20 protein-coding genes and 1 riboswitch are annotated in these 20,752 nt (G+C 72.5%); of the genes, 10 read left to right on the plus strand and 10 right to left on the minus strand.

Annotated features, from left to right (window positions below):
• Window positions 1-258 precede the first annotated feature (258 nt).
• From IF02_RS0111725 to IF02_RS0111735, 3 genes are read right to left on the minus strand one after another with little or no spacing between them, the layout of a single operon-like run.
• Window positions 259-885: a TetR/AcrR family transcriptional regulator gene (locus IF02_RS0111725; protein ID WP_030156018.1), complete on the minus strand. Its 627-nt coding sequence runs from the start codon at window positions 883-885 to the stop codon at window positions 259-261.
• Window positions 886-929: 44 nt separating this feature from the next.
• Window positions 930-3,014: a YhgE/Pip family protein gene (locus tag IF02_RS0111730; protein ID WP_030156019.1), complete on the minus strand. Its 2,085-nt coding sequence runs from the start codon at window positions 3,012-3,014 to the stop codon at window positions 930-932.
• A complete protein-coding gene (locus IF02_RS0111735) occupies window positions 2,986-3,885 on the minus strand; it encodes an ATP-binding cassette domain-containing protein (RefSeq protein WP_030156021.1) in 900 nt (299 codons plus the stop codon). The genes IF02_RS0111730 and IF02_RS0111735 overlap by 29 nt, the downstream gene beginning before the upstream one ends.
• A gap of 206 nt (window positions 3,886-4,091) precedes the next feature.
• Between IF02_RS0111735 and IF02_RS0111740 the strand changes: the two genes are divergently transcribed.
• Window positions 4,092-4,583: an SAV_6107 family HEPN domain-containing protein gene (locus tag IF02_RS0111740; protein WP_030156023.1), complete on the plus strand. Its 492-nt coding sequence runs from the start codon at window positions 4,092-4,094 to the stop codon at window positions 4,581-4,583.
• A 61-nt stretch (window positions 4,584-4,644) separates the two neighbouring features.
• Here IF02_RS0111740 and IF02_RS0111745 read toward each other — a convergent pair whose 3' ends face one another.
• Window positions 4,645-5,910: an IS110 family transposase gene (locus IF02_RS0111745; protein ID WP_030156024.1), complete on the minus strand. Its 1,266-nt coding sequence runs from the start codon at window positions 5,908-5,910 to the stop codon at window positions 4,645-4,647.
• A gap of 624 nt (window positions 5,911-6,534) precedes the next feature.
• On the opposite strand from IF02_RS0111745, the gene IF02_RS0111750 reads away from it, so the two are divergent.
• The 4 genes from IF02_RS0111750 to IF02_RS0111765 all read left to right on the plus strand — a co-directional run bounded on the left by IF02_RS0111750 (window position 6,535) and on the right by IF02_RS0111765 (window position 10,292).
• A complete protein-coding gene (locus tag IF02_RS0111750; protein WP_030156026.1) occupies window positions 6,535-7,293 on the plus strand; it encodes a methyltransferase in 759 nt (252 codons plus the stop codon).
• 309 nt (window positions 7,294-7,602) lie between these two features.
• A complete protein-coding gene (locus IF02_RS0111755; protein WP_030156028.1) occupies window positions 7,603-8,004 on the plus strand; it encodes a DUF3040 domain-containing protein in 402 nt (133 codons plus the stop codon).
• A gap of 128 nt (window positions 8,005-8,132) precedes the next feature.
• Window positions 8,133-8,768 (plus strand): DUF4126 domain-containing protein, encoded by a 636-nt coding sequence (locus IF02_RS0111760; protein WP_051696152.1) that lies wholly within the window; start codon window positions 8,133-8,135, stop codon window positions 8,766-8,768.
• Window positions 8,769-8,879: 111 nt separating this feature from the next.
• Window positions 8,880-10,292, plus strand: coding sequence for a phytoene desaturase family protein (locus tag IF02_RS0111765; protein ID WP_078622037.1), 1,413 nt, complete (start codon window positions 8,880-8,882; stop codon window positions 10,290-10,292).
• 68 nt (window positions 10,293-10,360) lie between these two features.
• Here IF02_RS0111765 and IF02_RS0111770 read toward each other — a convergent pair whose 3' ends face one another.
• From IF02_RS0111770 to IF02_RS0111790, 5 genes are all read right to left on the minus strand, one after another.
• Window positions 10,361-11,335: a hypothetical protein gene (locus IF02_RS0111770; protein ID WP_030156033.1), complete on the minus strand. Its 975-nt coding sequence runs from the start codon at window positions 11,333-11,335 to the stop codon at window positions 10,361-10,363.
• 51 nt (window positions 11,336-11,386) lie between these two features.
• Window positions 11,387-12,304 carry a methylenetetrahydrofolate reductase [NAD(P)H] gene (gene metF, locus IF02_RS0111775; protein ID WP_030156034.1) on the minus strand — a complete coding sequence of 306 codons (918 nt, stop codon included), beginning with the start codon at window positions 12,302-12,304 and terminating at the stop codon, window positions 11,387-11,389.
• A 92-nt stretch (window positions 12,305-12,396) separates the two neighbouring features.
• The gene (gene thiE, locus IF02_RS0111780; protein ID WP_234318168.1) at window positions 12,397-13,059 is read right to left on the minus strand and encodes a thiamine phosphate synthase; all 663 of its coding nucleotides are present in this window, start codon (window positions 13,057-13,059) and stop codon (window positions 12,397-12,399) included.
• Between the two features lie 110 nt (window positions 13,060-13,169).
• Window positions 13,170-13,535, minus strand: coding sequence for an Rv2175c family DNA-binding protein (locus IF02_RS0111785; RefSeq protein WP_030156038.1), 366 nt, complete (start codon window positions 13,533-13,535; stop codon window positions 13,170-13,172).
• Between the two features lie 113 nt (window positions 13,536-13,648).
• Window positions 13,649-14,869 (minus strand): NAD(P)/FAD-dependent oxidoreductase, encoded by a 1,221-nt coding sequence (locus tag IF02_RS0111790; RefSeq protein WP_030156040.1) that lies wholly within the window; start codon window positions 14,867-14,869, stop codon window positions 13,649-13,651.
• A 104-nt stretch (window positions 14,870-14,973) separates the two neighbouring features.
• Window positions 14,974-15,086: riboswitch (TPP riboswitch) on the plus strand.
• On the opposite strand from IF02_RS0111790, the gene thiO reads away from it, so the two are divergent.
• The 3 genes from thiO to IF02_RS0111805 all read left to right on the plus strand — a co-directional run bounded on the left by thiO (window position 15,084) and on the right by IF02_RS0111805 (window position 17,325).
• Entirely contained in the window at window positions 15,084-16,328 is a 1,245-nt protein-coding gene (gene thiO, locus IF02_RS0111795) for a glycine oxidase ThiO (protein WP_234318169.1), read from the plus strand. It overlaps the preceding riboswitch by 3 nt.
• On the plus strand, window positions 16,325-16,525 hold the full coding sequence (gene thiS / locus IF02_RS0111800) for a sulfur carrier protein ThiS (protein ID WP_030156043.1): 201 nt from the start codon (window positions 16,325-16,327) through the stop codon (window positions 16,523-16,525). Before thiO ends, thiS begins: the two co-directional genes overlap by 4 nt.
• Before the next feature lie 5 nt (window positions 16,526-16,530).
• Window positions 16,531-17,325, plus strand: coding sequence for a thiazole synthase (locus IF02_RS0111805; protein WP_030156044.1), 795 nt, complete (start codon window positions 16,531-16,533; stop codon window positions 17,323-17,325).
• 443 nt (window positions 17,326-17,768) lie between these two features.
• Here IF02_RS0111805 and IF02_RS0111810 read toward each other — a convergent pair whose 3' ends face one another.
• Window positions 17,769-18,017: a hypothetical protein gene (locus tag IF02_RS0111810; protein WP_030156046.1), complete on the minus strand. Its 249-nt coding sequence runs from the start codon at window positions 18,015-18,017 to the stop codon at window positions 17,769-17,771.
• A gap of 23 nt (window positions 18,018-18,040) precedes the next feature.
• On the opposite strand from IF02_RS0111810, the gene IF02_RS0111815 reads away from it, so the two are divergent.
• Window positions 18,041-18,286, plus strand: coding sequence for a hypothetical protein (locus IF02_RS0111815; protein ID WP_030156047.1), 246 nt, complete (start codon window positions 18,041-18,043; stop codon window positions 18,284-18,286).
• A 508-nt stretch (window positions 18,287-18,794) separates the two neighbouring features.
• Window positions 18,795-20,750: a Stk1 family PASTA domain-containing Ser/Thr kinase gene (gene pknB, locus IF02_RS0111820; protein WP_030156049.1), complete on the plus strand. Its 1,956-nt coding sequence runs from the start codon at window positions 18,795-18,797 to the stop codon at window positions 20,748-20,750.
• Window positions 20,751-20,752 lie beyond the last annotated feature (2 nt).

Below are 20,752 nucleotides of genomic sequence, written 5' to 3' on the forward strand. Positions count from 1 at the left end.
GTAGGTACCCGGTCCGCACCGGCCGCCCCGTGTCGGCGGTCCGGACCGGGTCCCCGTCCGTGTCCCCAGTCTGGCGTTCGCCCAGGTGGGAGCCATCCGCGTACGTACTCATTTCCGTGACTAGGTACGCGTACTCACGCGGAGCGGGTCACGCGGAGCGGGTGGCGCCCCCAGTTCTACGCCGTCCCTGCACCCCCGCGGCACCGCCGATCGGGGGTCACCCGGGGCCGCCCGGGGGCCACGCCCGGGGCCGCCCCCTCAGCGGTTCCCGCTGACCCGGCCCCGCAGCAGCAGCGACAGCGCCGAGTGCACGTCGTCCAGCGACCGCTCGCTCTGGAACGACTGCCAGTCCAGCGCGGCCACCAGCACCATGCCCACCATCGCGGCGGCGGTCAGCGGCACGTCGATCTCCGCGCTCAGCTCCCCCCGCTCCACGCCCTCCCGCAGCACCGTCTCCACGACGGCCACCGCCTCCCGCCGGACCACCATCAGCGTGGACTGCCACGCCCGGTTGGTCCGCCACAGCTCGGCGACGTACAGCTGCGTGAAGGCCGGGTACCGGTCGATGAACACCAGCCCCGCCCGGATCATCGCGTCGAGCGCCTCGACCCGGCTGCCGCCGCGCCGCTCCGTCTCCTCCGCCGCGTCGCGCAGCGAGGCCGTCAGCAGCCCGACCCCGTGCCGCAGCAGTTCCTCGAAGAGTTCGTTCTTGCTCGCGAAGTTGTAGTAGACGGTGCCCTTCGCGACCCCCGCCCGCTCGGCGATCTCGTCGACCGTGGTCGCGGAGAAGCCCTGCTCGGCGATGAGGGTGACGGCCGCCTCGTAGAGCTTCTGGCGGGTCGCCTGCCGGCGTCCGCCGCCGGTACCGGTGCTGCTGCGTTCCATGGCGCTGATTCTCACAGGTCAACCGATCTCTACGGGCCCGGTCTCTACAGGCTCAGTTCCGGGTGCAGCCGGTCCATCGTCCACACCTGCTTGCCGCGGGCGGCGAGCGCGGTGAGGACGAGCGATCCCGCGGTGAAGGCCGCCAGGACCGCGCATCCGACCCAGACCCGGGTGAGGTCGCCGCCGGAGATGAGGCGGCGCAGCCCCTCGACGATGTAGGTCATCGGCAGGTACGGGTGGATCCAGTTGAAGAAGGCGGGGCTCGTCTGAACGGGGTACGTACCGCCCGCCGAGGTCAGCTGGAGCATCAGCACGACGAGGACGAGGATCCGGCCGGCGGCCCCGAACTTCGCGTTCAGCCACTGGACCATCGCCGCGAAACAGGCGCTGGCCAGCACGAGGAAGCCGATGGCCGGCGCGGGGCGTGCCATCTCCAGGCCGAGCGACCAGTGGAGTACGGACATCAGCGCGAGCACCTGCAGGACGCCGACGCCCACCACGGGCAGCCAGCCGGCGAAGGCGATCCGCCAGGGCGAGGCGCCCGCGGCCAGGGCGCGCCGGTTCATCGGCGCGATCAGCATGTAGGCGACCATCGCGCCGACCCAGAGGGAGAGCGGGATGAAGTACGGCGCGAAGCCGGTGCCGTAGTTGGGCGCCTTGTGCAGCGACTGGTTGGCGAGCTTGACCGGGTCGGCCATCACCTGGGTGCGGGCGTCGCGCTGCTGCTGGTCGTAGTCCGGGATCTTGCCGGCGCCGTCGTGCAGGCCGCCGGCGAGTTCGACGGTGCCGTCGACGAGCTTGTACATGCCGCCGTCGAGGCTGTGGGCCCCGTCGCCGAGCTTGCCGACGCCGTCGCCGAGGGCCTCGGAGCCGTCGGTGGCCTTGCCGAGGCCGGTGTGCAGCTGGCCCATGCCGGTGGCGACCTTGTGGGCGCCGGTGTTGAGGGCGTTGACCTGGGCGACGGCGGCGTCGAGCTTGGAGGAGAGGCCGGGCGCCTCCGCGGCGAGTTTGCGGGCCTGCTTCTCCAAGTCGGTCAGCTGCCCCTTGAGCGTGCCGAGGTCACCGTTGGTGTCCTTGGCCAGGGTGTTGACGTCGCCGGCGAGCAGAGCGGCCTCGGCGGCGTCGTCCTTGACCCTCTTCAGCTGGGGGCAGGCCGCGGGTACCGGCTGGGTGCCGGCCGTGCAGATCTTCGCGTAGACGTCGGCGGAGCCGGCGGAGACGCGCTGGGTCACGGCGGCGGCTGCCGGGGCCTTCTTGGCGAAGGTGTCCAGGTGGTTCTTGACGACCTTGGCGGTGTCCGCGACGAGGATGGCCGTGTCGGCGATCTGCTGGGGGTCCTTCAGGAACGGTTTGGCCTGGGAGGCGGCGCCGCCGACCTTGTCGGCGAGGGTCTGGGTGCCGTCGGCGATGTCCTTCGTACCGGTCTCCAGCTTGCCCGCGGCCGAGTTGAGCTTCTTCAGCCCGCCGGTGATCTCTCCGTTCTTCTCCTCGACCGTGTCGAGGCCGTCGGCGATCTCCTTGGCGCCCTGCTGGGCCTTGCCGGCTCCGTCCTTGAGCTGGTCGGCTCCGTCGGCGGCTTCGGCGGTCTTGTCGTGGAGGTCGGAGAAGGAGAGGAAGATCTTGTCGAGGAAGCCGCGGGAGGCGTTGGTGGACGCCGCGGAGCGGACCTCGGAGAAGACGGTGCGCGAGATCGACCCGACGATGTAGTTGTTCGCGTCGTTCGTACGGACCTGCAGGGCGCCGGTGGTGGGGTCGTCACCCGCACTTGAGGTGATCTTGGTGCTGAAGTCGGCGGGCATGGTGAGGGAGAGGTAGTACGTCCCCTTCTCCACCCCCTTGGCCGCCTCGTCGGCGCTGACCTCGCGCCAGTCGAAGGTCTTGCTGTCGTGGAGCTTCCTGGCGATCTCGCCGCCGGCATCGACGTGCTTGCCGTCGACGGTGGCGCCCTTGTCGGCGTTGACGAGGGCGACGGGCACCTTGTCCAGGTTCTTGTACGGGTCCCAGAACGAGCACAGGTACAGCGCGCCGTACAGCAGCGGCAGCAGGAGCAGCGCGATGAGAGCGGCGACGGGGAGCTTCCCCCGCCCGAACCGCTTCAGCTCAAGCGCGGCGAGCTTCGGCGAGCGCATCGTCCGCCCCCTTCGTGTCTTCGGTGTCTTCGGTGTCTTCGGTCGTCTCGGCGTGTTCGGCGGGTCCGGTCTTCTTGCCGGGCGCGGGCTCGGCTTCGGCCTTGACCTCCGGCTTGGCCTCCGGCTTGGCCTCCGGCTTGGCCTCCGGCTTGGCCTCGGCCGCCGGCTCGGCCTCGGCGGCGCCCGTGCGCAGGACCGTCGCGTCCTCCGGTGCCTCGCTGCACACCGCGAGGACGGTGGTCCCGCGGGCGGCGATCGAGCGGAGCAGGGTCCAGGCCTCGGCGCGTTCGGCGTCCGAGAGCTTGAGGTCCAGGTCGTCGAGGGCCAGCAGCCGCGGCGCGCCCAGCAGGGCGATGGCCACGGACAGCCGGACCGCTTCCAGGCGCTCCAGGTCCCGTACGGAGGTGCGCGGGCCCTTGGGCAGGGTGGCGAGGTCCAGCCCGGCGGCGGCCAGGGCGTCGTCGATCCGGGCCCGGGCTGCGGTGCGGCGCTCGCCGCGCGGGCGCAGCAGGGCGCGGACGGGGCCCTCGTAGCGGCGCTGGAGCAGCGCGCCCTCGCGCAGTTGCTCGGCGACGGTGAGGGACTGGTCGAGCTCGTTGACGGCGGCGACCGGGCCGAGGGCGGCGATCCGGCGGACCGCGCTCATGTGCCGCGGCAGCCGGTGGCCGGCGATCTCGGCGTGGCCCTCGGTGGCCTTCATGCGTCCGGTGAGGGCCAGGAGGAGGCAGGTCCGGCCGCTGCCGGAGGGACCCTCGACCGCGATGAGCGAACCGGGCTCCGCGTCGAGGCGCACTCCCCGGAACACCCAGCCGCGCGGGCCCTTGAGTCCGAAGTCCTCGGCCTTGACGGCCGCTCCGTGCGGGCTGTCCACGCCGCCCCCCTTCTTTTTGAACTGACTGGTCAGTTCAAAAACTAGCACTTCGGGGAGCACCGTGTGTGCAGAGGGGGGCAGTTGACCGGAAGAAGACCGGAAGGAGGTGGTAAAGCCGCAGGTCAGCGAGATTGTCAGTGGCGGCCGTCACCATGAGGGCAGGCACAAACACAGACACAGCAGTACGCAACGACAGGAGGTTCGTCATGGCCACACCGTCCCCGTCCCCTGTCCACCCCGTCCCGCGCAGGTCGGCAGCACCGCCGGCCGCGCTCGATCTGCTCGCCAAGGCCCGCGCAGGCCTGGCCGAAGCCGCCCGGCTGACCCGGCCCAACGAGCGGTACGCCACCGCCCACCTCGCCGCGCTGCGCACCGCCGCGGCCGTGCTCGCCGCGCGCGGGCGGCCGGAGCCCGTCGGCGCCCGGCGCCGGCCGCGGATCCGCAGCGCGTGGGAAGTACTGCCGGAGATAGCCCCGGAGCTGACGGAGTGGAGCGCGCTGTTCGCCTCCGGCGCCGACCGCCGGGCGCGGGCCGAGGCGGGGATAGCGGACGCGGCGACGGTCCGGGACGCGGACGATCTGGTGCGCGCCGTGGAGATGTTCCTGCGGCTGGTGGAGCGGATGCTCGCGCTCCAGCCGGTGGCGCCGACGCTGCGTCAGCCCCGCCCGGAGCACCCGGAGCATCCGGAAGCGGGCTGAGCAGGCCGGGGTGACCGGCACGGCATCTCCCAGGCAATAGACATCCCACGCGGACAAGGAGTCAAGCTGCTGCAGTGGAAAGCTCTGCCGACGGTGGACTCGGGAAGGCTTTGGTCTCGTCGTAAGTGACTCCAGCCTGGAGGCAGTGGAACAGCATTCCCATGAATCGGTTGAAGAGGTTTCGCTGGGCGGCGACGTGGCGGTCTCCGGCTTCCTTGCGGCGGTCGTAGTGGGCTCGGGCCCCCGGCGACCTTGTGAGGGAGACGAAGGCCCACACGTAGCCGACCGCGGCCAGCCGCTGGTTTTTGACTCTGCGGCTCATGACTACGCAGCTCTTGCCGCTGGCCCGGGTGACGGGTGCGCTTCCGGCGTAGGCCTTCAGGGAGCCGGCGTTCGCGAACCGGGTCCGGTCATCGCCGATCTCCGCGAGGACCCGGGCCCCGGTCAGGGACCCAAGTCCAGGAAAGCTGCGGATAATCGGCGCGTCCGGATGCTTCTCGAAGGCCTCAGCCACGGCCTCTTCCAGCTGGTCGGCGTTGCGGCAGGTGGTGTCGAGCTGTCGCAGCAGGGCGGACGTCTGCTGGCCGAGCGCGGCTTCGACCTGCGGGAGGTGGTGAAGGTACTCGCGCTGGAAGACTTCATGGAGCCGGTCGGCCTCTGCTTCGATTCCACGAAGTCGGCCGGCCTGTCGGAGGAGGGACTGGAGCCGCCGGCGTGTGAGTTTCGCCGCGGTGGTGGGTGTGGGAGCCGCCGCGAGGATGGTGCGGGCTTCGCGTGAACACAGTCCGTTGCGTTTGTCGGCGAAGGCTGCGAGGACGCTCGGGTAGAACTCCCGCAGCTGCGAGCGGAGCTTGTTGTGGGCCTGGCCGCGGTCCCAGACGGCGTCCTGTTGGGCCCGGGCGAGTACTGCGACCGCCTGGGCCAGCTCCGAATCCGCCGGCAGCGGACGGTGGGCGGCCATGTCGACTCGCAGAATGTTCGCCAGGGCCGCGGCGTCGACGGCGTCGGACTTCTTCCGGGCGACAGAATGCCGGTCGCGGTAGCGGGCGACCGCGAGGGGGTTGATCGCGAAGACCTGACGTCCGGTGGCCCGCAGGCAGGCGACGAGCAGTCCGCGGGACGTCTCGATCGCGACGGGGATCGGAGCCTTCTCGTTGTCACCGTGCTCGGCCAGCAGCCCGGTGAGCTGGGCAAACCCTGCAGCGTCGTCACTGATCCGTAGTTTGGCCAGCTGCTTGCCGCCTGCGTCGACCAGTGCGACGTCGTGGTGGTCTTCGGCCCAGTCCACGCCGCAGAAGACAGGTGTCGACAGCCCGATGATCTCCATTCAGCACTCCTTCCATCATGATGACTTTGCAGGCCAGAGCCTGTGCAGGGTGCGCGTGCTCCCTAATGGAAGTGCTCAAGGCACGACATCCCACCAGCCGTTCGCAACCCCAGCGAGCCGCACGGCCCTCGGTCTTCTCAGGGGCTGGGGGCCCGCGATGGGATGAGAGGTGATCCGTGCAGATGGCTCAGGCCACGGACATCGAATCCGCCCTGGTCAGCAGCAGGTGGGCGACGGACGAAACTGTCTCTACTCGGACCGCAGTAGGAGATTTCTGTCATCTGGAGGGAAGGTTCCGGTCGGCTGCATACGGGCAGCCAGGGCGGCACCGGCCAGGGACCAGATCCGTCTCAGTAGAGGGCTGAAGGCCCGAGTGGCGGATAGATCTTGGCCCCTGACCGGAACCACCCTCCCTCGGGAGCGGAGCTGATTCCCGCTCTATTGCTAGCGTTCAAGGCGCCGGGTGGGACCAGGGCTACCAGTCCCGCTCCCGAGATGAAGCAAGGCCCGCGGTCTCTTTCATGGGCCTCAAAGGGCCTGGGTGGGCCTGGCGGTGCCTCGCTTCGCTGCCCATTAGGGTGGGGCACGCATCTCTCACCCTGTCGCGCCGAGGAGTCATCAGCCGTGTCGGACACTTCCCGCCCCCGTGCTTCCCTTCGCACCGCCGTGGTGTGGGAGGTCCTCAAGGAGGCCCTCGACCGCCGGGTGAAGGCGACCGGGCGGGATGTGCTGGACGTGCTGGACACCGGCGGCGGCACCGGCAAGTTCGCCGTGCCGGTGGCCCGGCTGGGCCACCGCGTGACCGTGGTCGACCCCAGCCCGAACGCGCTGTTCGGGCTGGAGCGCCGCGTCGCCGAGGAGGGCGTGGCCGACCTGGTCCGTGGGGTGCAGGGCGATGCCCAGGGACTGCTGGACGTCGTCGAGCGCGACGCGTACGACGTGGTGCTCTGCCACGGCGTGCTGGAGTACGTGGACGACCCGGCCGAGGGCGTGGCCAACGCGGTCGCCGCCCTGCGCTCCGGCGGCACGCTCAGCCTGCTGGCCGCCGGCCTCGGCGGGGCCGTGCTGGCCCGCGCCCTCGCCGGCCACTTCACCGAGGCCCGTACGGCGCTCACCGACCCGGCCGGCCGCTGGGGCGCGGGCGACCCGGTACCGCGCCGCTTCACGGCCGAGCAGCTCACCGAGCTGGTCGGCGGGGCCGGCCTGGAGGTCGGCTCGGTGCACGGGGTCCGCGTCTTCGCCGACCTCGTCCCCGGCGTCCTGGTGGACACCGAGCCGGGCGCGGTCGAGGCGCTGCTGCGCCTGGAAGAGGCCGCCGCCGAGCTGCCCGCCTTCCACGCGGTCGCCACGCAGTTGCACGTCGTTGGCGGCAAGCCCGCCTGATCTGCGGAGTTCCGCTCAAGGAGTACGCCGGACACCCTCCGTTCAGGCCTTGGGCCCCGTATGATCGTGAGCAGTGACCGGCATGGTGGACGGACCAGTGGGGAATAAACGCCTCAGTGACCGCTCACCCGGCGGTACGGTTTCACGCAAGGTTTTGCTCGGGCGGCGCCTTTTAGGGCGGTGCCTTTTTTCGGGCGGTGTTTTCGGAACCTTGCGTAGAGGGCGGGTATCACGGGGGCGATTCCCCGCCTATCCTGAAGGGGACCCCTGGTCGCTACCCCCCGCGACCGACGGATGAGGAGGACTCCCGTGCCGCTCTCGGAGCACGAGCAGCGAATGCTCGAGCAGATGGAGCGAGCGCTGTACGCCGAAGATCCCAAGTTCGCGACAGCGCTTGAGGGAAGCGGACTGCGTACGTACACCCGGCGACGGGTCTACCAGGCAGTCGCAGGCATTGTGGTGGGTATCGCGCTCCTCATGACCGGTGTGATCATTCCGAACGTACTCTGGGTCAGCGTGGTGGGATTCCTCGTCATGCTCGGCTGTACGGTCCTCGTGGTCACCGGTTGGCGCAAGGCACCCAAGCCTGGCGAGCAGCCCGTCTCCGGCAGTGCAGGCGGTTCGGCCCACGGCCGCAACCGGCAGCGTCGGTCGATGATGACCCGCATCGAGGAGCGGTGGCAGCGCCGCCGCGACGAACAGGGGCAGTAGGCCCCCGCAGACATGGGTGAGGGGACGGCCGCCGTACGGCGGCCGTCCCCTCACGGCTCTGCCGCGCCGGTCCGCCCGGTCTCCCCGATAGCCCGTGCCGCGGCCCGGTCCTGCGGCATGATGGCCCGGTGAGTGTGCTCCCCCTGGTCTTCACCAGCGGCTGGGCCAGCGGGATCAACGCCTACGCCGTGGTCCTCCTGCTCGGCATCTTCGGCGCGACCGGAGTGAGCGACGAGGTCCCCGCCTCACTCCAGCGCACCGACGTGATGATCGTCGCCGGCGTGCTGTTCCTGTGCGAGGCCGTCGCCGACAAGATCCCGTACGTGGACTCCGCCTGGGACGCGGTGCACACCGTGATCCGCCCGGTGGCCGGGGCGGTGGTCGGCGCCCTGCTGGCCGGCCAGAGCGGCTCGCTCTCCGACCTGGCCGCCGGTGCGGTCGGCGGCTCCACCGCGCTGGCCAGCCATTTCGTCAAGGCCGGCACCCGGATGGCCGTCAACACCTCGCCCGAGCCGTTCAGCAACATCGCGCTGAGCAGCGCCGAGGACCTGGGCGTGGCCGGCATCGTCACCTTCGCGATGTTCAACCCCCAGGCCGCCGCGATCATCGCGGCCGTCCTGCTGGCGGCCGGTCTGGCCATACTCGTCTTCCTGTGGAGCCGGATCCGCCGCTTCCTGCGCCGCCGGGCCCAGCGCCGCGAGGAGAAGCGGCTCGCCGCCGAGGAACGCGAGGCAGCCGCGCGGGCCGCGGTACCACCCCGCTGACCTCGGCCGACCTCCCGCCGCCCCCTCCTCCTGGCCACCGGCCGCCCCCTCCTGCCGGCCTCCCCCGATCCCGCTCGGTCCGGCTCGATCCCGCTCGATAGGGTCATCCGCATGGCACGAATTGCGGTGATCGGCGCCGGCATGGGCGCGATGGCTACGGCGGCCCGGCTGGCCGTGGCGGGGCACCAGGTGACGGTGTACGAACGCGGGTCCACGTACGGCGGCTCCGTCGGCCGCTACGAGCGCGACGGCTTCGCCTTCGACACCGGGCCCGGTCTGCTGCACCTGCCCGCCGTCTACCGCGACCTGTTCGTCAAGACCGGCAAGCGGCCCCTGGAGGACTGCGTCGAGCTGGTCCAGGTCGACCCGGCCGTCCGGCACGTCCTCGCCGACGGCACCGCCGTCACCCTCCCGGGCGGCTCGCGCGGCGGCGCCGCCGCCGTCCTCGACGAGGCCTTCGGCGCGGGCGCGGGAGAGCGCTGGAACGGGGTCCTGGGCCGCGCCCGCGACGCCTGGAACGCCACCCGCCGCCCCCTGCTGGAGGAGCCGCTGCGCCCCGACTGGCAGGTGCTGGGCGCCGATCCGTACCCGGCGCTGCGCAAGAGCGGCCTGCTGCGCCGCCGCCCCCCGACCCTCGCCGAGGTGGCCGAACGCGAGCTGGGCGGAGAGCTCGGCGAGCTGCTCGCCGCGCGCGTGCGGGCGTACGGGGTCGACCCCGCCACCGCGCCCGCCTCCGCGGCCGTGCTCCCGTACATGGAGCAGACCTTCGGCAGCTGGTACGTGCGCGGCGGGATGCGGGCACTGGCCACCGCCGTGTACGAGCGCTGCCTGGAGCGGAAGGTCACCTTCGTCTTCGACACGCCGGTACGGGAGGTCCTGGAGCAGGGCGGCCGGGCGGCCGGGCTGCTGCTGGCCGACGGCACCGAGACCCCGGCCGACCTCGTGGTCTGCGCGGTCGACCCGCGGCAGCTGCGGACCCCGCTGCCGGCCGACGGCGCCCCCGCCCGCGGGCCGGGGGTGGCCAGTCGGCTCACCCTGCTGCTCGCGCTGCGCGGCGCGCGCCCCGCGGACGCCGTCCACCGCACCCTGGTCCACTCCCCCGGCGCCCAGCTGACCGTGCTGCGCCCCGAGGACCCCGCCGTGCGGCCCGACGCGGACCACGAGGCGGTCACCGTGAGCGCCCTCTGCGGCCCTGGGAGCGCCCCTGCGCCCCGCGCGGAGGAGCTGCTGGACCTCGCGGCCCGGGCCGTGCCCGCACTGCGCGACCGGCTGCTGTGGACGCACGAGCGCACGCCGGCGGACATCGAGGCGGACACCGGCGCACAGGGTGGCGCGGTGCCCCCGCCCGCCCTGGCCGGAGCGGGCGGCGCCATGCTCTACCCCGCCAACACCACCGCCCTGCCCGGGCTGTTCCTCGCGGGCGGCTGGGCGCACCCCGGCGGCGGGCTCGCGCACGCCGGGATGACCGGGGCCCTGGTGGCCGGGCTGATCGTGGAGGGCGCGGGGTTCCGCGGCTCCCAGTGACGGGTGAGCCCCCGGGGAACGTTCCCCGGGGGCTCACCCGCCTCGGTACCTCCGGTACCCGTCGTACCTCAGTAGCGGTACTGCTCGTACTCGCCGGTGCCCTGGTACGGGTACTGCTGCGGCTGTTGCTGTTGCTGTTGCTGCGGGTACTGGTTCTGGTCGTCCCCGGGGTAGCCCGCGGCCGCCCCCTCGGTGGAGCGCTGCTGCGGCACCCACACCCCGCCGGGCGGGGTGTCCATCGCGTACTGCTGCTGCCCGCCCGCGCTCGCGTACGGGTCTGCGCCGGAGTAGTCGGCGTACGGGGCGTAGTCGTACGGCTGTTGCGGGATCACGGCCCCGCCCGTGCCGATGTACGGGTCCGAGTAGGCGGCGTAGACCTGCTGTTCGCCGCCCGCCGGATAGCCCGCGGAGTAGTCGTAGCCGCCCTGGCCCTGCGGGTCGTAGCCCTGGCCGTCGTAGTAGGCCGCGTACTGGTGGGCGTCCTGCTCGGCCGTGGAGAACGGCGAGGCGAACGCCGCCGTCCGGCCCGCGTCGGCGGTGGGGGCGAAGCTCTGTATCCCGTACGAGCCCGTGTCCTCGGGCAGCGGCTCCGGGCTGTAGAAGTCCTCGGTCGCGGCCTGGAACTGGGGCTCCTGCCGCGCCTGGTCGGGTGCGTCGGCGCGGTCCGCACCCTCGGGGTCCGCCGCCGCCCCGTCGGGCCCGTACTCCAGCGCGGTCACCTGGAGCGCGGGCTCGGGGCGCGCGCCGCCCGCCCGGCGACGCCGGGTCTGCTTGCGTACGGGCTCGCCGCCGCGGCGCAGCGCCCAGCCGGCCTCGAAGCCCTTGCGGAAGGAGAGCGTCACCAGGGTCTGGCCCACGGCGAACGCGGCCGCGCCGATGCCGATGACCGGCACCGACGGCAGCACCACCCCGGCGACCACACCGAGGAACCCGGCGAACGCGAGCAACCGCCAGCGCAGCCGGGCCTTGTACTGCATCAGGACCTCGGCAAGCAGCCACAGCGCGACGAAACCGAACGCGATGTAGAGGACCGTCATTCCCATGCGTGGCACCTCTCGGTACGGCCAACCGCCCAGGAATCGGGGGCCGGCCGATCAGGCCCGCTGGTGCAGGCCCAGGTTCTCGTAGATCTCGAGAGTCGCCGTGGAATTGTTCAGCGTGATGAAGTGCAGCCCCGGGACACCCTCGGACAGCAGCCGCGCGCAGAACTCCGTGGCGAACTCGATCCCAATGGAGCGTACAGCGGCTGCATCGTCCTTGACGGCGAGCATGCGCTCTTTCACGGCTGCGGGGAAGACTGCGTTGCTGAGTTGTGGCAGGCGGTCGAGCTGCTTGATCCCCACAACAGGCATGACCTCGGGGATGATCGGGGTCTCGCAGCCCGCCTTCTGGGCGCTGTCGCGCAGCCTCAGATAATTCTCCGGATCGAAGAACATCTGGGTGATCGCATAGTCGGCGCCCGCGCGGCACTTGTCCACGAAGTGACGGATGTCCGTGTCCCAGTCCTCCGAGCGCGGGTGCATGTCGGGGAAGGCCGCGACGCCCACGCAGAAATCGCCGGACTCCTTGAGGAGCCGGACCAGGTCGGCGGCGTAGTGGACGCCCTCGGGGTGCGCGACCCAGGGACCCATGGGGTCGCCGGGCGGGTCGCCGCGCAGGGCCAGCATGTTGCGGATGCCCGCGTCGGCGAACTGGCCGATCACGTGGCGCAGCTCGGCGATGGAGTGGTCGACCGCGGTGAGGTGCGCGACGGGGGTCAGCGTGGTGTCGGCGGCGATCTCCTGGGTGGCCTTGACGGTGCCGCCGCGGGTGGAGCCGCCGGCCCCGTAGGTCACGGAGACGAAGCTCGGGCCCACCGCTTCGATCCGGCGCAGCGCGTTCCAGAGGTTGCGCTCGCCCTTCTCCGTCTTGGGGGCCCAGAACTCGAAGGAGTACGACGGGCTCCCGGACGCCAGCAGGTCGCGGACCGTGCGTGCACGGTCCGTGCGGGTGGAAGCGGTACCAAGGGCCATACGGGCAGGTTAGACGCGCCTTCGCGCAGGCCGAAGCCGTGTCCGCCTTTTGGACACGTTTTTGGACACCTGCACGGGCGCTGCGAGAAGGGTTAGTCGGAAACGCGCTCGCGGACCCGCTTGGCCAGGTCGGCGGCGGCCGCGCCCGGGTCGGATGCCTCCGTCAGCGCGCGGACGACCACGATGCGGGTGGCTCCGGCGTCGAGGACCTCGTCGAGGTTGCCGGCGTCGATGCCGCCGATGGCGAACCAGGGGCGGGCGGGGGCCAGCGAGGCCGCGTACCGGACGAGCCCGAGGCCGGGGGCGTACCGGCCGGGCTTGGTGGGGGTGGGCCAGCAGGGGCCGGTGCAGAAGTAGTCCACACCCGGCTCGGCGACGGCGGCGTCGACCTCGGACTCGGCGTGGCAGGACCGGCCGATCAGGACGGACTCGCCGAGGATCGCACGGGCGGCGGGCACCGGGATGTCGCCCTGGCCCAGGTGCAGCACGTCGGAGCCGATGGCGTGGGCGACGTCGGCGCGGTCGTTCACCGCGAGGAGCCGGCCGTGCCGGCGCGCGGCGTCGGCGAACACCTGGAGGTGTTCGAGCTCCTCGCCGGCCTCCATGCCCTTGTCCCGGAGCTGGACGATGTCCACGCCGCCGGCCAGGACCGCGTCGAGGAACTCGGGGAGGTCCCCCTGCCGCTTGCGGGCGTCCGTGCACAGGTAGAGCCGGGCGTCGGACAGCTGGGCGCGCGCGGACACGATCGCGGACATGGGTACCCCCCGGGGTGGATGCGGTGCACGGGCCGTCCAGGGCCCGCGCACCGCGGATGGATCAGGCGGCTCGGATCACCCGGGCCGCCGGGTTGCTCCGGTCGCTCGGGTCAGAGGGCGAGCGCCTGAGCGCGGCGCTTCACCTCCGTGCCGCGATTCTCGCTCAGCGCCTGGACGGGCGTGCCGGGCAGGGTCGGGTCCGGGGTGAACAGCCACTCCAGGATCTCCTCGTCGGAGAAGCCGTCGTCGCGGAGCACGGTCAGCAGGCCGACCAGGCCCTTGACGATCTTGTCGCCGTCGATGAAGGGGGCGGGCACCTGGAGCGAACGGTTCTCGCCCCGGCGTACGGCGATCAGCTGACCTTCCTTGACCAGCTGGCGGACCCGGGTCACTTCGATGTCGAGCATCTCGGCGATGTCGGGGACGTACAGCCAGGCGGGGACAAGGGCATCGATCTTTGCGTCAATCTCGGTCACGGGCACAAGCCTGCCACCTCGGACTGACACCCGGTACCCGAGCCGACCCGTCCGGGTCCCCTGAGCCGCTCCGGACCCGCCCCGGACCCGCCCCGGGCCCGGCCCGTACCGGGTTAGACCAGCGCCGATTTCAGCGGGACCGCGGGATCGGCGACCTTGGCCGGATCCACCGGGGCCCCCGCCTCGATCAGCTTCCGCCCCTGCGCCAGGTCCCGCGGCCGGCCCACCGCCAGGACCGCGGCCAGCGCCCCGCCCCGGAGCCAGCACACCGACCACGACGCCTCGGCCGGGTCCCCCCGCCACAGCAGCTCGTCGGCATCCGCGTGGTGCCCCGCGTACTGCACGAAGCGCCCGAACTGCTCCGACCAGAAGTACGGCACCGGGTCGTAGACCTGCGCCGCGGCCCCCGCCACGATGTTCGCCGCGACCACCCGCGGCCCCTGCAGGGCGTTGTCCCAGTGGTGCACCAGCAGCCGCGCCCCGTAGCGGGCCGACGGGAACGAGGCGCAGTCGCCGACCGCGTACACCCCGGGCAGGGAGGTACGCAGGTACTCGTCCGCCGTGACCGCGCCGTCCGGCCCGAGCTCGACCCCCGAGCCCGCCAGCCACCGGGTCGCCGGGCGGGCTCCGATGCCCACGACCACCGCGCCCGCGGGCAGCTCCCGCCCGTCAGCGAGCAGGACCTTCCCCGACTCCACCGAGGACACCTTGGCGCCGGTCAGCAGGGCGGCCCCGGCCTCCTCGTACCAGTGGGCCATGGGGGCGGCGACCTCCGCGGGCAGCGCCCCGGCCAGCACCCGGTCCGCCGCCTCGACCACCGTCACCGCGCAGCCCGCCGTGCGCGCCGCGGTGGCGAACTCGGCGCCGATCCAGCCCGCCCCGACCACCACGGTCGCCGGGGTCCGGGCCAGCACCGGCCGCAGCCGGGCCGCGTCGTCCAGGGTGCGCAGCAGGTGCACGCCTTGGACGCCCTCGGACCCGGGCAGGGTCAGCGGTTCGGCGCCGGTCGCCAGGACCAGCACCTCGTACGGGACCGGACCCGCCTCGGTGTCCAGCTCGCGCTCGGCGGCCCGCAGCCCGGTGACCTCCACGCCGAGCCGGAGCACGACGCCGAGCCCCTCGAAGTCCACGTCGAACGCGGAGTCCTCGGCCTTGCCGAGCAGCACCGCCTTCGACAGCGGGGGCCGGTCGTAGGGCTGGTGGGGCTCGGCGCCCAGCAGGGTCACGGGGCCGCGCCACCCCTGCTCGCGCAGCGCGACCGCGGTCTGCACCCCGGCCATTCCGGCGCCGACGATGACGACGCCGCTCTGAGTCTGTTCCGTCTGCTCGCTCACACCGCCCAGCCTAGCGATCTGACGCTTCGTCAGGAACAGCGGCCCGGCGCGGCGGCCGGGGAGGCAGCCTTACCCGCCCCCGGCGGCGGGGTTAGGCTGGCGCCCGTACCTATCGCGGGAGTCCGGGCGGACCGGGCTGAGAGGGAGGCTGAGCGGCCTCCGACCGTACGAACCTGATCCGGGTCATGCCGGCGAAGGGAGGGGCTGGACGCCCATGCACTCATCTCGGAAGGGATCCGAAGCGGGATCCCCACGTTCCCCACGTTCCCCAGGATCCGCCGGATCCACTGGGTCCACTGGGTCCACCGGCTCCGACGTCCTCGTCATCGGGGGCGGGATCATCGGCCTGGTCACCGCCTGGCGGGCGGCCCGGCGCGGGCTGCGGACCGTACTCGCCGATCCGGCGCCCGGCGGCGGCGCCGCGCAGGTCGCGGCCGGCATGCTCGCCGCCGTCACGGAGCTGCACTACGGCGAGGAGACCCTGCTCGGCCTCAATCTCGCCTCGGCCGCCCGCTACCCCGAGTTCGCCGCCGAGCTGGCCGAGGCCAGCGGCGGGATGGACATCGGCTACCGCGCCTGCGGCACCCTCGCCGTGGCCCTCGACGCCGACGACCGGCTCCACCTGCGCGAACTGCACGCCCTCCAGCGCCGCTGCGGCCTGGAGTCCGAGTGGCTCACCGGCCGCGAGTGCCGCCGCCTGGAGCCGATGCTGGCCCCCGGCGTGCGGGGCGGGCTGCGCGTGGACGGCGACCACCAGGTCGATCCGCGCCGGCTGGCGGCCGCGCTGCTGGCCGCCTGCGAGGGTGCCGGCGTGGAGATCCGCCGGGCGGCCGCGGAGCGGCTGCTGACCGCCGCCGACCGGGCCGTCGGCGTACGGCTCGACGACGGTACGGAGCTGCGCGCCGACCAGGTGGTCCTGGCCGCGGGCTCGCTCAGCGGCCGGCTGGCCGGCGTACCGGCGCAGGTGCTGCCTCCCGTACGGCCGGTGAAGGGGCAGGTACTGCGGCTCGCGGTGCCGGAGGCGTACGCGCCGTTCCTGTCGCGGACGGTACGGGCGGTGGTCCGCGGCAGCCACGTGTACCTGGTGCCGCGCGAGAACGGCGAGCTCGTCATCGGGGCCACCAGCGAGGAACTCGGCTGGGACACCACGGTCACCGCGGGCGGGGTGTACGAACTCCTGCGCGACGCCCATGAGTTGGTGCCCGGCATCACCGAACTGCCACTGACCGAGACCCGGGCCGGACTGCGGCCCGGATCCCCGGACAACGCCCCGCTGCTGGGCCCGACCGACCTGCCCGGCCTGCACCTGGCCACCGGGCACTACCGCAACGGGGTGCTGCTGACCCCGCTCACCGGCGATGTGATGGCGGAGCTGCTGACCACCGGCACGCTGCCGGAAATCGCCCGACCGTTCACCCCGCGCCGGTTCTCCGCCGCACGTCAGGAGTCGTACGCATGACCATCTCCGTCAACGGCGAGCCGCGCGAGATCGCGGCCGGCACCACGCTCGACGCGGTGGTCGCCACCCTGACCGCGGCGCCGTCCGGCGTCGCGGCCGCACTGAACGAGACCGTGGTCCCGCGCGGGCAGTGGCCGCTGACGCCGGTGGGCGAGGGCGACCGGGTCGAGGTCCTCACCGCGGTACAGGGGGGCTGAGCGCGATGGCTGACGACGCTTTCGTGCTGGGCGGCCGGACCTTCTCGTCCCGCCTGATCATGGGGACGGGCGGGGCGCCGAGCCTGGACGTCCTGGAACGGGCGCTGATCGCGTCCGGTACGGAGCTCACGACGGTCGCGATGCGGCGGCTGGACCCGACGGTCCAGGGCTCGGTGCTGTCGGTGCTGACGAAGCTGGGCATCTCCGTGCTCCCCAACACCGCGGGGTGCTTCACGGCGGGCGAGGCGGTGCTGACGGCGCGCCTCGCGCGGGAGGCGCTGGGCACGGACTGGATCAAGCTGGAGGTCGTGGCGGACGAGCGGACCCTGCTGCCGGACGGGGTGGAGCTGCTGGACGCGGCGGAGACGCTGGTGGACGAGGGCTTCACGGTCCTGCCGTACACGAACGACGACCCGGTGCTGGCGCGCAAGCTGGAGGACGTGGGCTGCGCGGCGATCATGCCGCTGGGGTCGCCGATCGGCTCGGGGATGGGGATCCGCAACCCGCACAACTTCGAGCTGATCGCGGAGCGGGCCGGGGTTCCGGTGATCCTGGACGCGGGGGCGGGCACGGCCTCGGACGTGGCGCTGGCGATGGAGCTGGGCTGCGCGGCGGTGATGCTGGCCTCGGCGGTGACCCGGGCCCAGGCGCCGGTCCTGATGGCGGCGGCCATGCGCGACGCCGTCTCGGCGGGCCGCCTGGCGCACCGCGCGGGCCGCATCCCCCAACGCCGCTTCGCGGAACCCTCCTCCCCCACCCAGGGCCGAGCCGCCCTGGACCCGGAACGCCCGGCGTTCTGACGGCACGGGGGTACAGGGCTCCCGGCGCGGGCCCGCCATCTCCCCCTCGGCCCCCCGGGGCGGGTCGGCGGCTGCCCACCCGCCCCCTCGTCTGCGGACCGGTGGGCCGGTGAGCCGCACCCTCCTGAACCGGATCAGAGAGGGTTCGGGGGCTTCCCGTCAGTCCCACCGTCCTTCCGTGTCGGGCCGGCCTGTCAAGGGCGCTCCTTCGTCGCGTCGCTCCGCGATGGCCTTCGGCCACCCTTGACAGACCGTCCCGCCCCGGAAAGCCCGGCCTGACGTTCGGCCCATTCCGGTCGCATTCCGGGCCAAGGGGCGGCCAGACCGCACGAAGCAGCGACCAGGTCACCGGCGGAGCACCGGGCGCGTCAGATCGCTACGCGCTTCGCCCTGCCAAGCGGCCGCGGGCCGCCTTGGGCCGGGCACAACCGCTCCTGGCGCCGTCAGCGGGGGAGGAAGGTCTGGCGCCAGGTCAGGGACGACATGGTCAGCGCCGCCTCCGCCAGGGACTTCGCCGAGGTGGTTTTCAGGGCGCTGAGGCTGGAGTCGATCCAGTTCTGTACGTTCACGTTGCCCTGTTCGCGGTACTCGACGGCTTGGATGAGGCATTCGAGCTTGTCGGCGTCGTGGGCGATGACCACCTCGGGGTCGGTGTTGCTGGACCGGTCGCTTGCCGGCTGGGAACGCTTCATCGACTCCTTCGAGGAGTCGATCGATGGCTGAGCAGTACGAATACGTACGCCATCGGCTCCTGGGCCGTCGCGTGCGTGACATCGCGTCCGGAACCGATGGCGAGCTGATGGCCGTGATCAACGAGAACGTCTCGGACAGCGGGGCCGAGCGATGGACGCGGCTCGCCTACATCCGGGACGCGGCCGGCCTCGAATTCACCACGGCAGTCCGCAACATCGTGCCCGCCGAGTACGTCGAAGCCCTGGAGGGCTGTCTGGACCGACAGTGACCGCCGAGTTGGCTCACGTGCATCGGAGGAGGCACTGGCAATCGACCCCGGACGGCCTGCGGACGCCGAGAGATGAGAGCGCGTAGCGATCTGTTGCGCTTCGATGCTCCGCAGGACGATCTGGTCGCCGTTTCATGTGGGTGCCGTCGCCCTCGGCCTGCATCGCAGGCGCAGCGGCCCAGCAGGGTCAGCTGGCCCGCAGACAGGTCGTCGCTTCCCTGAGGTGCCCGCTCCTGTCGCTCCTGCCCTCTGACCGTCCTTTTGGGGGTTTCCCGGCAGTCCTTGTCTTTCCGGGGCGGGACGGTCTGTCAAGGGTGGCCGAAGGCCATCGCGGAGCGACGCGACGAAGGAGCGCCCTTGACAGGCCGGCCCGACACCCGCCCCCGGGGGCCGAGGGGGAGATGGCGGGCCCGCGCCGGGAGCACCGTATGTCCCCTCCATGTCACGGCTGCGCTGCAAGCGTGGACACCCTGGACGGCCCAAACTCACCGGCTCGTAGAATCGCCGGGTGGATACGACCCTGGATGACCCCCTCGTCGGGCAGACACTCGACGGCCGCTACCGCGTCGACGCCCGCATCGCGGCCGGCGGCATGGCGACGGTCTACCGGGCCGTCGACACCCGCCTCGACCGCGTACTCGCCCTCAAGGTGATGCACCCGGCGCTCGCCGCCGACGCCGGCTTCGTCGACCGCTTCATCCGGGAGGCCAAGTCCGTCGCCCGCCTCGCGCACCCCAACGTCGTCGCCGTCTTCGACCAGGGCACCGACGGGCCGTACACGTACCTCGCCATGGAGTACGTCTCCGGCTGCACCCTGCGCGACGTGCTGCGCGAGCGCGGCGCGCTCCAGCCCCGGGCGGCCCTCGACATCCTGGAGCCGGTGCTCGCCGCCCTCGGCGCCGCGCACCGCGCCGGGTTCGTACACCGCGACATGAAGCCCGAGAACGTCCTGATCGGCGACGACGGCCGGGTCAAGGTCGCGGACTTCGGCCTGGTCCGCAGCGTGGACACCGTCACCAGCACGACCGGAGCCGTCCTCGGCACCGTCTCCTACCTCGCCCCCGAGCAGATCGAGAACGGCGTCACCGACACCCGCGTGGACGTCTACGCCTGCGGTGTCGTCCTGTACGAGATGCTCACCGGCTCCAAGCCGCACACCGGCGGCACCCCCGCCCAGGTGCTCTACCAGCACCTCCACGAGGACGTGCCGCCCCCGTCGGCCGCCGTCCCGGGGCTGCCCGCCATCCTGGACCAGCTCGTGACGTACGCCACCGCCCGCGATCCGGAGCTGCGGCCCACCGACGCCGCCGGACTGCTCGGGCTGGTGCTCGACGCCCGCGCGCTGCTCGGCGACGCCGAGCTGGACGCGGTGCCGCCGCAGGCGCGCGCCGAGGACCGCAGTGCCACCGAGGACCGCACCAGCGTGATCCCGCGGCCCCTCGCGGCCGCGCAGCCGCCCGTGCAGCAGACGTCCCGGCTGGAGCGGCCGGACCGCCCGGAGGCCGCGCCGGCCCATTCCCACTCCCCCTCCCACTCCCCCTCCCACGCCCAGACCCGGGCGGCCGCCTCGCGCAGACCGCGCCGCGGCACGCTGCTCGTCATCGTCGGAGTGCTGCTCGCGCTCGGCATCGGCACCGGGGTCTGGTACATCAACTCGGGCCAGTTCACCAAGGTCCCCAACCTGCTCGGGAAGACCGAGGCGCAGGCCAAGTCCGACCTGTCCGCGGCCGGCCTCGGCGTGAAGCGGGTCGACCGGAAGTTCAGCGACAGCTTCGACCGCGGGACGGTGATGAACTCCGACCCCGAGAGCGGCAAGCGCATCCGCGGCAACGGCGCGGTGGTGCTCACGGTCTCGCGTGGCCCTGAGGTCGTCGTCGTACCGGACGTGAAGGGCAGGCCGCTGGAGGACGCGAAGGCCGAGCTGGCCAAGAGCGGTCTGGCGCCCGGCATGGTCACGCAGGCGTTCAGCCAGGACGTCGCCCAGGGTTCGGTGATCTCCACCGACCCGGCGGGCGGGCAGAAGCGGTCGCCCGACACGGCGGTCGCGCTCGTCGTCAGCAAGGGCCGGCCGGTGCAGGTGGCGAACGTGGTCGGACGCCCCCTGGACCAGGCGCGGGCCGCCCTCCAGGACCTCGGCCTCAAGGTCGAGACGGCCGCCGACCAGGTCAATTCGCCGTTGCCGGCCGGTACGGTCGCCAACCAGTCGATCGGCGCCGGCGCCCAGGCCGCGACCGGTGACACGGTGACGCTCACCGTGTCCAAGGGCCCCCGGCAGATCCCGGTGCCGAACGTGGTCGGCCTGGAGGCGGACGTGGCCCGCAGGACCCTGGAAGCGGCCGGTTTCAAGGTGAAGGTGGAGCGTCCGCTCATCTCCTTCAGCAACACGGTGGACGCCCAGTCGGTGCAGGGCGGCCAGAGCGCCCCCGAGGGCAGCACGATCGTCGTGCGGACCAAGGGGCTGTAGAG

This window comes from Streptomyces sp. NRRL S-244 (genome assembly GCF_000717915.1).
Classification (GTDB): domain Bacteria; phylum Actinomycetota; class Actinomycetes; order Streptomycetales; family Streptomycetaceae; genus Streptomyces.

Bases quoted from the DNA above. Each gene is read 5' to 3' on its own strand.
- IF02_RS0111770 (WP_030156033.1), bottom strand. From the start codon at position 11,335: ATGGGAATGACGGTCCTCTACATCGCGTTCGGTTTCGTCGCGCTGTGG.
- IF02_RS0111765 (WP_078622037.1), top strand. From the start codon at position 8,880: ATGGCACGAATTGCGGTGATCGGCGCCGGCATGGGCGCGATGGCTACG.
- IF02_RS0111730 (WP_030156019.1), bottom strand. From the start codon at position 3,014: ATGCGCTCGCCGAAGCTCGCCGCGCTTGAGCTGAAGCGGTTCGGGCGG.
- IF02_RS0111725 (WP_030156018.1), bottom strand. From the start codon at position 885: ATGGAACGCAGCAGCACCGGTACCGGCGGCGGACGCCGGCAGGCGACC.
- IF02_RS0111740 (WP_030156023.1), top strand. From the start codon at position 4,092: ATGGCCACACCGTCCCCGTCCCCTGTCCACCCCGTCCCGCGCAGGTCG.
- thiS (WP_030156043.1), top strand. From the start codon at position 16,325: ATGACCATCTCCGTCAACGGCGAGCCGCGCGAGATCGCGGCCGGCACC.
- metF (WP_030156034.1), bottom strand. From the start codon at position 12,304: ATGGCCCTTGGTACCGCTTCCACCCGCACGGACCGTGCACGCACGGTC.
- thiO (WP_234318169.1), top strand. From the start codon at position 15,084: ATGCACTCATCTCGGAAGGGATCCGAAGCGGGATCCCCACGTTCCCCA.
- IF02_RS0111810 (WP_030156046.1), bottom strand. From the start codon at position 18,017: ATGAAGCGTTCCCAGCCGGCAAGCGACCGGTCCAGCAACACCGACCCC.
- IF02_RS0111815 (WP_030156047.1), top strand. From the start codon at position 18,041: ATGGCTGAGCAGTACGAATACGTACGCCATCGGCTCCTGGGCCGTCGC.
- IF02_RS0111745 (WP_030156024.1), bottom strand. From the start codon at position 5,910: ATGGAGATCATCGGGCTGTCGACACCTGTCTTCTGCGGCGTGGACTGG.
- thiE (WP_234318168.1), bottom strand. From the start codon at position 13,059: ATGTCCGCGATCGTGTCCGCGCGCGCCCAGCTGTCCGACGCCCGGCTC.
- IF02_RS0111805 (WP_030156044.1), top strand. From the start codon at position 16,531: ATGGCTGACGACGCTTTCGTGCTGGGCGGCCGGACCTTCTCGTCCCGC.